The 13543-nt window shown below is 43.9% G+C and carries 7 protein-coding genes; 2 read left to right on the top strand and 5 right to left on the bottom strand.

Features of this window, described 5'->3' with window-relative positions:
- Positions 1-117: 117 nt before the first annotated feature.
- The 3 genes from GVO62_RS11165 to GVO62_RS11175 all read right to left on the bottom strand — a co-directional run bounded on the left by GVO62_RS11165 (position 118) and on the right by GVO62_RS11175 (position 2657).
- A complete protein-coding gene (locus GVO62_RS11165; RefSeq protein WP_236547136.1) occupies positions 118-366 on the bottom strand; it encodes a hypothetical protein in 249 nt (82 codons plus the stop codon).
- An 854-nt stretch (positions 367-1220) separates the two neighbouring features.
- The gene (locus GVO62_RS11170; RefSeq protein ID WP_159119316.1) at positions 1221-1832 is read right to left on the bottom strand and encodes a tyrosine-type recombinase/integrase; all 612 of its coding nucleotides are present in this window, start codon (positions 1830-1832) and stop codon (positions 1221-1223) included.
- A 366-nt stretch (positions 1833-2198) separates the two neighbouring features.
- Complete coding sequence (locus tag GVO62_RS11175) at positions 2199-2657, bottom strand: PACE efflux transporter (protein ID WP_159119317.1); 459 nt, start codon at positions 2655-2657, stop codon at positions 2199-2201.
- An 86-nt stretch (positions 2658-2743) separates the two neighbouring features.
- On the opposite strand from GVO62_RS11175, the gene GVO62_RS11180 reads away from it, so the two are divergent.
- The gene (locus GVO62_RS11180; protein ID WP_159119318.1) at positions 2744-3148 is read left to right on the top strand and encodes a LysR family transcriptional regulator; all 405 of its coding nucleotides are present in this window, start codon (positions 2744-2746) and stop codon (positions 3146-3148) included.
- Between the two features lie 76 nt (positions 3149-3224).
- On the opposite strand, the gene GVO62_RS11185 is transcribed toward GVO62_RS11180, so the two are convergent.
- Together GVO62_RS11185 and GVO62_RS11190 are read right to left on the bottom strand one after the other, a co-directional pair.
- Entirely contained in the window at positions 3225-6881 is a 3657-nt protein-coding gene (locus tag GVO62_RS11185) for a YobI family P-loop NTPase (protein WP_159119319.1), read from the bottom strand.
- Positions 6882-7599: 718 nt separating this feature from the next.
- Positions 7600-9765 (bottom strand): molybdopterin oxidoreductase family protein, encoded by a 2166-nt coding sequence (locus tag GVO62_RS11190; protein ID WP_173360582.1) that lies wholly within the window; start codon positions 9763-9765, stop codon positions 7600-7602.
- Between the two features lie 259 nt (positions 9766-10024).
- Here GVO62_RS11190 and GVO62_RS11195 point away from each other — a divergent pair, with 259 nt between their 5' ends.
- The gene (locus tag GVO62_RS11195; RefSeq protein ID WP_159119320.1) at positions 10025-13360 is read left to right on the top strand and encodes an amidohydrolase family protein; all 3336 of its coding nucleotides are present in this window, start codon (positions 10025-10027) and stop codon (positions 13358-13360) included.
- Positions 13361-13543: the final 183 nt, after the last annotated feature.

A 13543-nucleotide genomic window follows, 5' to 3' on the forward strand; every position in this document is an offset into this window, starting at 1 on the left:
AAAAATGGGCGTTAACACTTGAGCAATAGTTTGTTGGATAACCCTGTCGACAACAATGGGAATGCCCAGTTGGCGTTTACCACCATCGGGTTTATCAATTTCCACGCGTCTAACAGGTTAAGGTTGGTATTGTCCTGAGCGAAGCACAGTCATAATACGTTTCCAGTTACCCTCTTTTGCCCAAGCGGGGAAGTCATCAATGGACATGCCATCAATGCCAGCGGCCTCTTTGTTGGCTCGGACTCGTTTCCATGCAGCCATAATATTGGCTGATTGAAGTGCGAGTCCGAGTAGATCGGCACTAAAGGCTGGCTGCTCATCAATACGCTGAGTCACGTCATTACCGGTCGGCATTCGTGTGTTCAAGTTTAACAAGGCTCCTCCTTTATTCTATGTGTTCTGGCCTTCACCGTGTCCCAGCCATTACGATGGGCGTTTGGCTACTATGCCGTCTGCTGACTTCTGCTTAATCACTTGCAAGGTTGCCCCTGAAAGCGCTGTCGGTTTTCATCATATTCGCTCCTTTGAGTTGATGAGACCCAAAGACCAAGGCACTTATATACCAGAGCCTGACTGGTGGTTTACCGATCGCTTGTTAAGCAGATCTTCGGGTGACCGATGCACCACAGATAAGAGCATGAACTTTCCCTGCACTGCTGCATCATTTACGGTGGCCGTTAAGTCACATGGCTTCGTTGTCTTGTGCCAACTCGCCTCCAGCCTACGCCTCATATGATGTTCTTATTCATCAGCTCGCAGATTTGCGTCCGGCTTCCTTCAGACTATCCCTCGCGGTTTAGCCCTTGCCATTCGCTAGTAGTTATCGTTTAATAACCAATAAGTTATGTAAACGGTGACTTTCCTACAGAGGACTTTCACCTCATTAGTTCATGCCCATGCTGGGCGTACACAAAAGCATCAAGCGGATTTTGGCAATAGCGGCCAAAACCGCTTATGCAAAGTGTTGAGTGTCCGCTATCGGGAAAAATACTTAACTCACCAAACATTCAGGTTTACTTAATAAATAACACTATTTGACCTTGCGCTTGTCAAACATTGAAGCAATCCAGCAATTTTTGACAGTCCGCTTACTGCCCCATAGCAGTCTATCAGCAACGAAAATTCTTACTTCCGCTTTTCGCTCATTCCAGAACTCTGCCTCACTCTTTCCCAACGGCAGCAATACGTACACAGGGGCTGCACAAGCAGCCCCGTAAAGCCTAAATTTCAATAGATTCCGATATTTCCAAAGCGTCGTCCACCTCGATGCCTAAGTAGCGGACTGTGCTTTCTAACTTCTTGTGGCCCAGCAAGAGTTGAACTACCCGAAGGTTTTTAGTCTTCTTGTAAATTAAATAGGGTTTGGTTCTGCGCAGTGAATGGGTACTGTAGAGTGAGGCATCTAGTCCAAGTTTTTCGATCCATCCGTGAAAAATGCGATTATATTGTCTAGTTGATATGTGCTCAGCACCGTGTATACGCGATTTAAAAAGGTAGTCAGATGCTTTTAGTTCAGCTTTTTTTACCCAAGCCAAAATCGATTCTCCGGTGTTCGGTGTTATCTCAAATTGGACAGGACTACCAGTTTTTTGCTGAACGACATGCGTGCGCCTCAGCACTGAACGTCCGCAAACGACATCTGAAACTTTGAGTTTAACGAGGTCACAACCTCGTAGTTTGCTATCAAGACCAAGATTGAACAGTGCGAGATCACGCGTCCGCCCTTCAAGTTCTAATCGAATTCGGATACCCCATATATGTGATATCTGAAGAGGCTTCTTCTGCCCAATAATGCGATCTTTGTTCCAAGGTGTATGGATTTGAATTGCCATGAGTTGTCTCCTGCTTAGTAGGAAACATAAGTATGGCATTCAAGTTGACTGGCGCATTTAGACAAGGAGCGGTCGCTCAGGTTTTAAAAGCCCTAGTGTCGCTTTGTGCCAAGAGCGGAAATTCGCTGAGAAACGATTGCATCAGCGCTTTTCATTGAAAGCGGACGTTCCTTAGAATAATTATCGCGACAAAATACGTGTGAGCAGCTTTTTCAAGAAAAAGCTAATAGCGTTAACCAAGTTTATGCTAATGGGAGTTGTTGCCAATTAAAGACTGGCGGTTAGTGTCGATAAAATTATAGTTTGTTTAATAACAGACTATTAGAGAAACTTGCATCCCTGCATATCCACTATTGTCATTATCAGCTAAGTCGAACTAGCCTTAGGTGGGAATACCACATCATACATCCAATGATAGAAGTAGCCATAAACCAGATAGAACAACATAAACCCCAAGTCGAGTAAAAGAGCATCCCACAATGTAATGTTCAGATACCATGCGGTCACTGGTAAAATGGCAATCAGAAGCCCGCATTCGAATCCTATGGCATGATAGATCCGCTCTGACTGCGTTTTATAAGTCCGACCCCGAGGAGACAGATAATATCTATCAAACAACTGGTTGAACTGATAATTCCACCAAGTCGCAATGAGTGACATAAGCACTGCGAGCCAGCCGAGTTCAGATGCAGGTTTGTTCAAAATTAAACTACCAATAGGTATCAATAACAAAAGACCTATCACCTCAAAGCCTATAGCCATTCGAAGCCTATCTGCGGTGGAACGCCCCAGACTAACTTTTGGTTGCTCAGATAATTGCTTCATCAAATTGCTCCGCTAAACGCTAATGAAGCTAATATATCTGCTAAAATAAATACTACTAAGTTAGATAGCATCTGAAAAACAGATATATGAACCTACAACAACTTGAAACTCTGCTGACGGTAGTAAATACCGGCTCATTTTCTGCTGCGGCTCGAAAGCTTGGTAAGGCGCAATCTGCTGTTAGCACTGCAATCAGTGATCTTGAGATAGATTTGGATCTGCTGCTATTTGACCGAAGTGGACGATATCCAGTGTTAACGGAAGCGGGAGTGCGGATCCTCCAACAAGCAAAGCTGGTGCATATGCAATGCAATCAGTTAAAAGAGCTTGCAGTTGATTTAGCTGCTGGAACAGAAACATGTTTGCGTCTAGCGGTCGATGATGAAGGGCAGTTGCCTTGGTTAGCACCCATATTAGCTGAACTTGCTGAGAGATTTCCCAAACTCGAAGTACAGATTGTACTTAAACTGCAGAAATGTACGTATTGCTGAAGTTGGGGCATCGGTTCAGCTTCTAATCAAAATATGGTTATGATGTGTCTACTGAACTAGTGGCAATTCAGTGCGCTTAGCCTGATGTCCAGTTTCTATATTTTCTTACCCTGAGTCTGCTTCCATCAACAGAATAGTCAACCAAAACTTCGAGTCTGACGAGCAAATCCAATATTTGTTTGTTTTGCGGTGTGTTTGAAAACGACGGACGTTTAGAGTTATCTAACAAGTGTCTCAATGGACCATCTGGTAATACTGACAAGGCGATGCGAATGTGTGTTTTGGACAAAGATTCTCTGTTTTCATGCAGCATCTCTAGGTACTTATCTTCACTGGTTGTTGCCATATGTTGATAGAAGAGCCTGCGCAATGTATCAGAGTCTGAACATCTTTGAATAAGATTAGCCAGAACCTCAGTGTTTTGTTCTTTATTTGACAAAGACAGATAAAGCTCGGATAGTCTTTCGGGTTTGACATCAATTTTATCAATATCGTGTTTTGGCAAGTCAACCAGAGCGCACTTAGTGAGCTGCGTCGACTTTGCCATCTTGATAATTGCAGAGATATCTTCATTGCCCAGCTCTGGGTATTGTTCTTTGTGGGCGATGTATGCTTCTGCATCACTATCCAGCAGCATTGCAACACACAATGGCAAGTGACTAATTTTCTCAAAAGTGCGCTCATTCAGGGAAATTTTGTTGTACTTGATTAGTCCTGCTAGTTTTGTATCGTTTAATTCTGGTAATGAGGTGATTTCTTCGGTAATTAAAAATGATGCAAGCGTAATGTACAAATCATCAGTGAATTCATCGGCATTTAACAGCATCTGCTTAAGGCTGTTGCTGATTTTAATGTCCGTGGAAATTATATTTTCATTCGTAAGTGTTTCAATAACATTGCTGTCGTTAATGAAATAGAGAAAATCGTCTATATCAATCCGCTCTGACTGATGAAAGTCCTCCAGTAGTTCCCAGCTTGGATTGACTTTCCTGTGCTTAAAGAAGAGATCGGCGCCATATGCAACATGCTGAAGCGAATCAAATACATGTTCTTGTTTACCAATAACTGCCCCTCTTAGTTTGTCTTCCAGCCCGCTGTTATTGATGATGGAAAGAATTGCCTCTTCGCTTTCCTGTGTGTTATTCGGATTAGGAAGCATAACTGTCGAGATATAGTGGTTAATTTCTTTGTCTACTCTCTCTATCACCGTGCTTAGCTTTGAGTGCAGTAGTTTGTGATAAGTCGACTTACTGGCTTCATCCTCGGTTGCATCAGAAAAATACACCAGAACGAAATGTATCGCTTCGGGGCTGATTACGAATAGCGCATTTTTGACAATGTTCTTAAGTGCTATTGGAGTCTTTTCCAATGGGGGTAAATCCGCGACTTCCAGTTTAAAACGCTCAATGATGCCCAGGGCATTTTGAGCTGTCTCGCTTGCATCATCGATGATGAACACGCTGGTTTTTCGAGACAGTACCTCTAATAGCAATTGATGACTGGGTATTGTGTCGATATATGAAGCGTCTAAGTGGCCAACTAGCCATCTGGCTTCGGTGCCTGTCGGGTTTTTATCAAAAACCATTTCAAGGTATTCGGGCCAACGTTTTGTGAGCGCCATTGCCAAAGCATCCTGACAATTATCTGTGCTCAAATATTGCAGTAAAAAATCGCTGCCGGCTTCGTGATAGTATTCGATGACAGTGTCGAGCAGTTTTCTGGTTTTGACCTCGGTGATTCTATTAGTTAGTGCGTGCGTGAGGAGCTCGTTATTGAAGATGTGAGGCGAACTAAATTCGGACTCATTGAGGCGCTGGTAGACTTCCTGACAATTATCCATCGGCTCATCAAAGGCTTTGTCCTGTCGCGATTGGAGTTTTAAGAAAAAACGATGGTCTCTCTCAGTCCAATGTGACTCGTTGTTAAACACGGTTGTATAAAGGTAGTAGTTTTCATTCAGATAGCCCATTCTAACCAGATATTTGACGAGTGAGATGTTTTGCCATGAATAAACCTGCGTGTTGTCTTCGTTAGAATAAAGGTCATCAATGCGATTGCTTATCCAGTTACCGGAAGCGTACAGGTCTTTAATTTTCTGCGTTTCAAGTATGCTCAACTGTTTATTTAACTTTTTAAGCTTATCGCTTACCAACTTTTGCTGCGATTGGCTTTTGTCCTGTATCGCCTTGATGCGCTGCTCAATGCTTTGTGATGGATGTAATTCCGCTTGTAACGTGTCCACCCCTAATGTCATGACTGAGATTTGGTTGCTTGGAATACACCTTACGTTGATTGACTTAGCCGTTTGAGGTAACAGTTTTTTTAAACTATCGACTGAACTGAGGCTGGATAAAGAGACCTCATTATAATGGCGATTTTGACAGATAGCACTTATCCCTTTACGATACAAAGCGCCTACGTACAAGTTCAGCAATTCCTCCTCGCTGCCCAGATGTTCCTGATGAGCATCAGCAAGTATTTGTTCATACTTCTTAACTTCACTGTTTAGTCGGTCTTTTTCGTTTTTCTTGTAGGTTTCTACATCACTCACTAAGGTGAATAAATTCCCGTGACCGTAATGTAAGTCGTCAAAGTCATGCACAAAGATGTTTTTGTACAATATCAGTGAGAACAACTGCTCATTATCAATATCGCGGTTTTGAATGGCGGTGCAATAAACTACATATTCGTTGAAGGTGTTGTGAATAATACGAGGCTCGGTGACAAACTGCGCGACGCTCTTCAGCAATTCAGGATTAACTTTTGTCCTATTTTGTTTTTTGCCACCCTCCTCCCGAAGTAAGTTATCATTCCGTCTGAGAAACGTATCTTCTGCATTAGCTGGCCCGGTAACAGGGAGAACAGGAATAATGAAGTCAAAGAATTTTGCCCTATCGTTTGCATCAAACATTGAATCTTTAATGGCGTAGATAAACTGGATATGCCGATCTATACCTGAATTTTGGTTCAATAGCCTATTGAGCTCATGCAGCTTGGTGTAAATAGTAGCCGTGCCAAATCTGTCTAAATCTTCGAAAATGACAACTTCGTATGGTTGTACCTCGAAGAAATATAAGATTTCATCAAAGTATTTACTCAAAATTGAGTTTTGGTCTTCCTTTTCTCGCTCAAATTCGAGGTTCTTTATCGATAGCTTTTTAAAACTCGCAGTATCAAAAAATTGGGACAACCAATCTACCCCAATAATAAGACCGACGACCGAATACCAAACCATTAAAAATACTGAAATAAATTCCGAGGTCCATGGGCGAAAGTTGAGTAGAATCTGTGGATGAAGAGCCAGAATAAGGGTGACAAAGACCCAGATTACAAACAATGTGGGTACCATCAGAGATCGTTTTCTGTTTTTGATTCTGTTAAACCTGGAATGCGGCAGCTCTACTCCAGTAACGGTATACAATATTTGCTGCAAAACCCTCAGCTCAATATCTTCTCTGGCGTTATTCTTCTGACATTCGGATTGTGTGTCACGAAAATCAGCGACTGAAATGTTCAGAACCTTTTCTGGTGCCTCAGACCCCATTTCTGAGGATAAGTACTTTTTTATAATTGAACTTTTGCCTGACGCATATGGTCCGGAAATAGCAATATTGTTAATATCTCTATGACCAATGCACTGTCTAAGCGTCTGCATATAAATGCCGGTTTTGTCCGGGTGTTCTATTGGTGCAAGATGCTGAAAGGACTTTTCTAGTACACGGTTTTCTTCCATGATTAACCTTCGTTGATATGGTGTTGATTTAATATCCACTGACTACATAGTAAACATATAAGCCGCCTCTCGGAAACAAATTTCAATTTTTTCAATAGCGTAGTGTAAAGCACGCGAAAAGCATTTTGATGCTAAACGGCTCACCAGACGCTTCCCAGCGGAGATAATTTATGTGCGGGAGACAGTGATATAAACAAAGTTCGCTTATCACGCGAACAAACGGCTTCATTGCACGAGGAACTAGCTTTTTAACAGACTTCCCTAACTAAATTGCGTCAGACCATACTGGTATTTACTGCTGATGATTTGGCTTAACAACGGTGCGTGGAAATCCCTTAATGATATTATTGGCCAGTAACAGAGCAACCTGTATATGCCACGGACAACATAAAACCTATTTTATTTTTTCTGGAAAATACTGACCAATTTCTTTAGTAAAAAAGATTGATATACTCCTTAAATTGGAAAATATGGAAAAAGCCTATAGAACAAGAGCATCAACAATTTCCAGAGATTTTCCAGACATTAAACTAAATAGTAATAAGGTACGATGACTTAATACTTCTGATTCGCATGGCAAAAAAGCTGATCACAACCTATCAGCTCACGTCACTCTCTTTTTGCAAGCGCTATTTCTGTAAGCGACTTTGCCCTGATTTTAAAACCGGCTTTTGATTCACAACAAAAGCCGTTTTTTTAGTATGGGTGCCCCTTTTTCCTAACTTAATTTTTCAAGTTCCACCGGCACGCCATTTAACACCGCATTTCCGGAAAGCTCATCTACCTGCAGATCATCGGTAAGAATATTCGTATTAACGCCGGGGTGCTGGCTTGCGACCGATAGCTGAATACCTTTCTTATCATGCCCCCACCCATGCGGAATAGAAATTACGCCGGGCATAATCGCATCTGTAATTTCAGTCTCTATTTGTAGCTGCCCCACACGAGACCGCACGGTTACTGCATCTCCATCTTTAACACCGTGTTTATCCGCGTCCTCTGGATTTATCTGCAAAGTGCACCGATTGTTGCCTTTGACCATTCTCGGGCTATTGTGAAGCCATGAGTTGTTGGTTTTTATATGACGTCGACCAATGAGTACCAGCGAGTTAGGCTGGTTCTGCTCGTTAAAAAAGTGAGCATCAACCCTTTTCAAGTCCGCCATAAAATATTCAAAGTCTAAATGTATTTTTTGGTCTTCGTGAAAAATTGCTTGTGGTAGCGCGCTTTGCAGCGGTCCTAAATCAATACCGTGAGGATGCGCTTTTAACGTCTCTAAAGAAAGCTTATACCCAGCATTTTCACCCTGTCCATTTTTCCCGTACATCCCCCTTTTTAAGAGGTCGTCAACCACGCCTTTGGGCTGCTTTTCCCATAGCGATGGGTAGTGGTCCGTGCTCTTTCCGTTTAGTGCATCTAGCCGCTGCGCCAAAGACAGATAAATTTGCCAGTCGGTTAACTGATCTTCGTCTATTTCCACTACCGCTTCTGAGTATTTAGCAAAATTTCGTACTGCAAAATTATGGAAAACGACATCGTAGTGATCCCGTTCAAGGGCAGTTACCGGAGGAAGAATAATGTCTGCATGGCGAGAGGTTTCAGTAATGTAAAAATCAACCGCTACGGTAAATTCGAGAGTGGAAAAAGCGCGGTCGAGTTGCTCGGCATTTGGCGTTGTAACTACTGGGTTACCTGCGCCAATTACCATTGCTTTAATTTGCCCCTCACCTGGGGTAAGGATTTCCTCAGCCAAACAGGCTACAGGATACTCTCCAGCGAAGGCAGGAAGCCCGCGCACCCGTGAAGTGAAATCACCCATACTGCCTTTGCCTGACACTGGCAGGGTATCAGCCGCTGGCTGAGTAAACATCATGCCACCGCGCTTATCTAAGTTTCCGGTGAGCATGTTAAATAGCATAATTAGATATTGCGTTAGCGTACCAAACGCTTGCACGCTCGCCCCCATTCTCCCATAACAAGCGGCCGATTCAGCCTCGCAAAATTCGGTAACAAGCTGAGTAATCACACTAGCTGAGATTCCCGTGTGCTCACTCACTTTTAGTGGCGAATAAGGCCTAACGTATTTTTCTACTTCGCTGATATCTTCAGCGTAAGGCTTTAAGGCATCTACGTTATACAACTCTTTTTCAAACAATACGTTAAGCATAGCGAGTAAGAGTAATACGTCACTGCCAGGGCGGATAAAATGATGCTCACAGCTTAGGTCTGCTGTCTCGCTTCTTTTCGGGTCAATAACCACAATTTTTCCGCCCCGCTTTTGAATACCTTTTAAGCGCTTTTTAACGTTAGGCACAGTCATAATGCTGCCGTTTGATGCCAGCGGGTTACCCCCAATAATCATAAAGTGCTGCGTGTGGTCGATATCAGGAATAGGAATTTGCGACATATGGCCGAAAAGCCTGCGGCTGATAATATGATGCGGCAGCTGATCAACTGATGTGGCAGAGTAACGATTATGGGTCTTCAGCGCGCGATAAAAATAGGGACCAAAAAGAATAGAGCCCATGTTGTGCGCATTGGGATTTCCTAGATATACACCTACCGCATTGTTACCGTGGGTCTGTTGAATGCGGTGCAGGTTATTAGCAACTAGGTCGAAGGCTTCATCCCACCCGATCTCTTCCCAGGCGCTTTCTTGTCCTTCACGTTTTACCCTTTTTACAGGGCGCTTTAAACGGTCAGGATCATCATATAAGTCTTTGAGCGCACTGGCTTTCGGGCAAATGTGTCCTTGGCTAAACGGGTTATCTTTATCCCCTTTTATTGACAGTATTTGACGGCCTTTTGTCGCTACTTCAATGCCACACATTGCTTCACAAAGCGTACAAGTAGAATAATGCATTTGTTGTTCAGCGTCGCTCACGGTTATATCCACACAATTCGTTGTTAATAGCTTGTTACGAAATTAGCGGCTATTGCTGTAATAGACAAGCATCATTGACAGTGATGAAAGGATAACTGAACGTTAAAATCATACCTACAATCGCATCAGCTAAATTAATCTCGACTACTTTGCAGTAAGATTAACCTCAAATTTACAAATGAAGGGTACAAAACAGTAAGTGAGTTCATGTACTCTGATGCCGACAGAAAATAAAAAATAAGCACTTGGAAACATTATTATGATAACAACAAAGAAAAACTTGCTAGCCATAGCGCTGGTAAGCGCGTTGGGCTTAAGTGCAGCACCTATTGCATATGCCCAAAACGACGGTGAAGAAAAGACAGAAAATGAATCTGAAAAGTGGGACGTTAACAACCCGCCTTATGCATTAAACGAAGTTACTATCAAAACCAATGAAACCACGTGGTCTAGCTTAGACGTGGCGCCAAATGGCGAGTTTATGGTTTTCGACATGCTCGGCGATCTTTACAAAGTGAGCACAAAAGGCGGCGATGCGACGCCACTTACTCAAGACTTCGCGTGGAATATTCACCCTTCCATTTCTCCTGACGGTAAGCAAATTGCGTTTATCTCGGATCAAGATGGGTTAAGTAACGTGTGGGTTATGGATATTGACGGCAGCAACCTTCGCCAAATAACCAAAGAAAAAAGTAATCTCATACACTCACCTAAATGGAGTCCCGACGGCGAATATTTAGTGGTAACCAAAGGCATTATGTCTAGCCGCAGTATTCCAGCAGGCGAGATTTGGATGTACCACAAATCAGGTGGCGACGGACTTCAAATTAAAGCCCGTAACAGCGGAAAACGCGACCAGCAAAACATTGCCGACCCTGTATTTTCTCATGACGGTAAGTATATATATTTCACCGAAAACACCGTTCCAGGCGCCCGTTTCGAATATAATCGCGACCCGCTAGAAGGCATTTTTGCTATCACTCGCTACGATCGCGAAACCGGCGAAGAGAGCCGCTATATAAGCGGTACAGGCGGCGCCGTTGTACCTACGCCTTCACCCGACGGAAAATACATTGCTTTCGTGCGCCGTGTTAAAGACAGAACCGCGCTTTTCATTAAAGACATAAAGACAGGGGTGGAAACTCCGCTTACGTTGGAACTTGAGCGAGATATGCAAGAAGGCTTTGGCTCGGAAGGCTACTTTGCCTACTTCGACTGGATGCCAGACAGCAGTAAAATTGTATATTGGACAGGCGGCAAGTTTCACACCATTGACGTGAAAGATAAAACCACCAGCACCATGGACGTAACCGTTGAAGGCACCGTGAAATACGCAGATGCCCTGCGCTTTAACGTTGATGTAGCCCCTGATGAGTTTGACGTTCGCATGATCCGCTGGTCGCAAATGTCGCCGAACGGTAAAACCGTACTTTTCCAAGCGTTAGGTAAACTTTATGTACGCGACGTGAAGTCTGGCAAAATTAAGCGCTTAACTAAACAAAACGATCACGACGAATACTATCCGCGTTTTTCTAACGATGGAAAGTCGATTGTTTATACCACATGGGATGACCAAGATTTAGGCACTGTTCGCGTGGTATCTGCCCGTGGTGGTAAAGGAAAAGTCATTACCCAACAGCCTGGTCACTACATTGAGCCTTCGTTCTCTGCCGATGGCGAAAAAGTGGTTTTCCGCAAATTTACCGGCGGCTATTTACTCGACCCTAAATACTCGGTTGAGCCAGGTATTTATGTCGCGAACCTTAAAGAAGACACGGTAGAAAAAGTCTCTGAAGGCGGCTATAACGCGCATTTCGCGGGTAACGACGACAGGGTGTACTTCACCGAATCAGCGGGCGGCGAAGCGTACTACGAAACCCAACTTTCAAGCGTTAACCTTAAAGGCAACGACAAACGAACTCACCTTTACGGTGCAGATAAGGTAAGTGAGTACAAACTTTCTCATGATAAGAAATGGGTTGCCTTCGTATACCAATTTAAAACTTATGTGGCGCCGTTTGTAGAAAATGGCAAACGCATTACTGTTGGTCCGAATATGACGTCACTGCCAGTAACTCAGCTCTCAAGTCGCGCAGGTGAATACCTAACGTGGTCGCCTGACAACAAAACCCTTAGCTGGTTTAACGGCCCTACCCTATTTAGCCGTTCACTCGATGAAGCCTTTGCCTTTGTTGATGGCGCAGCAGAAACGTTGCCTGAGCCGGTAGCTGAAGGTATGGATTTGTCGTTCACCACTAAAGCTGACAAGCCCTCTGGCTACAAAGCCTTGGTTGGCGGTAAAGTGGTCACCATGCGCGATGCAGACAATACCCAAGAGGTAATTGAAGATGGCGTGGTGCTCATTAAAGACAATCGTATTGAAGCGGTGGGTAAACGTGGCGACATCGCTATTCCTGAAGATGCTATGCAAATAGACACCTCAGGTAAAACGATTATTCCAGGGCTTGTTGATGCACACGCGCACGGCTCACAGGGCCGCAATGAGATTATTCCTCAGCAAAACTGGAGTCAGTACTCGAATGTGTCGTTCGGTGTAACCACCATTCATGACCCTTCAAACGATACAACGGAAATTTTCGCTGCGGCTGAATTACAGCGTAAAGGCGATATTGTTGCGCCGCGTATCTACTCCACCGGTACTATTTTATACGGTGCAGAAGGACTAGGTTACAAAGCGATTATCAACAATTATGAAGATGCGTACTTCCATGTAGAGCGCTTGAAAGAAGCCGGGGCTATCTCGGTGAAAAGCTACAACCAGCCCCGCCGTGATCAGCGTCAGCAGGTGCTGTGGGCAGCAAAAAATCAAGAGATGATGGTAGTGCCTGAAGGGGGCGGTAAGCTTCAACAAAACCTGACTATGCTGGTAGACGGTCACACGGGTCTTGAGCACAGCATTCCTGTGGAGAAAGGCTACAGCGACGTCACTCAGCTATGGAAAGCCACAGAATTTGGCTACACGCCGACCTTTGTTGTTTCTTACGGCGGCATGATGGGTGAAGAGTACTGGTACGACAAAACAGAAGTGTGGAAGAACCCGCGCCTTCTTCGCTATACCCCGTCAACTATTCTAGATAGCCGCGCGATTCGCAGACCAACAGCGCCAGAAAATCAGTATAACCATCAAAACGTAGCTAGCTACGCCAAAGAACTTCGAGATAATGGGGTCAGTGTACATATTGGTGCGCACGGGCAACGCGAAGGCTTAGCTGCTCACTGGGAACTGTGGATCATGGAGCAAGGCGGCTTTACACCTTGGGAAGCGCTACGCGGTGGCACGATTGATGGCGCGAAACACCTAGGAATGGGCAAAGACCTTGGCAGTATCGAAAAAGGTAAACTTGCTGATCTGGTCGTGATTGATGGTGATGTACTTAGCGATATCAGAAAGAGTGAATTCGTAGAATACACCGTACTCAATGGCCGCGTTTATGAGTCAGCGACCATGAACGAAGTGGGAAGCAAAGAAAAACGCAAACCGTTCTTCTTTGAGCAAGACAATGCCACCTTTATGCCGCAGCAAACCGCAGATGAAGTTGAAGCAAAGGCGCACCACTATCATTGGGAGCATTAATTAACGCTAGCGCTCATTGACTAACGTTAAATTAATAAGCCGATAAAACCTTATGTTTTGTCGGCTTTTTTGTCTCAGTGCTTTTACTTTATACCATTAATTTAAATCTGTGTTTTGTCTTGGATGAAAGAATGCTATAAATAAAAAAGGAATGAGGTTGTACGCATGTCTCAAACATTGTAA

Source organism: Alteromonas sp. KUL150, assembly GCF_009811475.1.
In the GTDB taxonomy this organism is placed as follows: Bacteria; Pseudomonadota; Gammaproteobacteria; order Enterobacterales; family Alteromonadaceae; genus Alteromonas; species Alteromonas gracilis.

Bases quoted from the DNA above. Each gene is read 5' to 3' on its own strand.
- GVO62_RS11170 (WP_159119316.1), bottom strand. From the start codon at position 1,832: ATGGCAATTCAAATCCATACACCTTGGAACAAAGATCGCATTATTGGG.
- GVO62_RS11175 (WP_159119317.1), bottom strand. From the start codon at position 2,657: ATGAAGCAATTATCTGAGCAACCAAAAGTTAGTCTGGGGCGTTCCACC.
- GVO62_RS11180 (WP_159119318.1), top strand. From the start codon at position 2,744: ATGAACCTACAACAACTTGAAACTCTGCTGACGGTAGTAAATACCGGC.
- GVO62_RS11185 (WP_159119319.1), bottom strand. From the start codon at position 6,881: ATGGAAGAAAACCGTGTACTAGAAAAGTCCTTTCAGCATCTTGCACCA.
- GVO62_RS11195 (WP_159119320.1), top strand. From the start codon at position 10,025: ATGATAACAACAAAGAAAAACTTGCTAGCCATAGCGCTGGTAAGCGCG.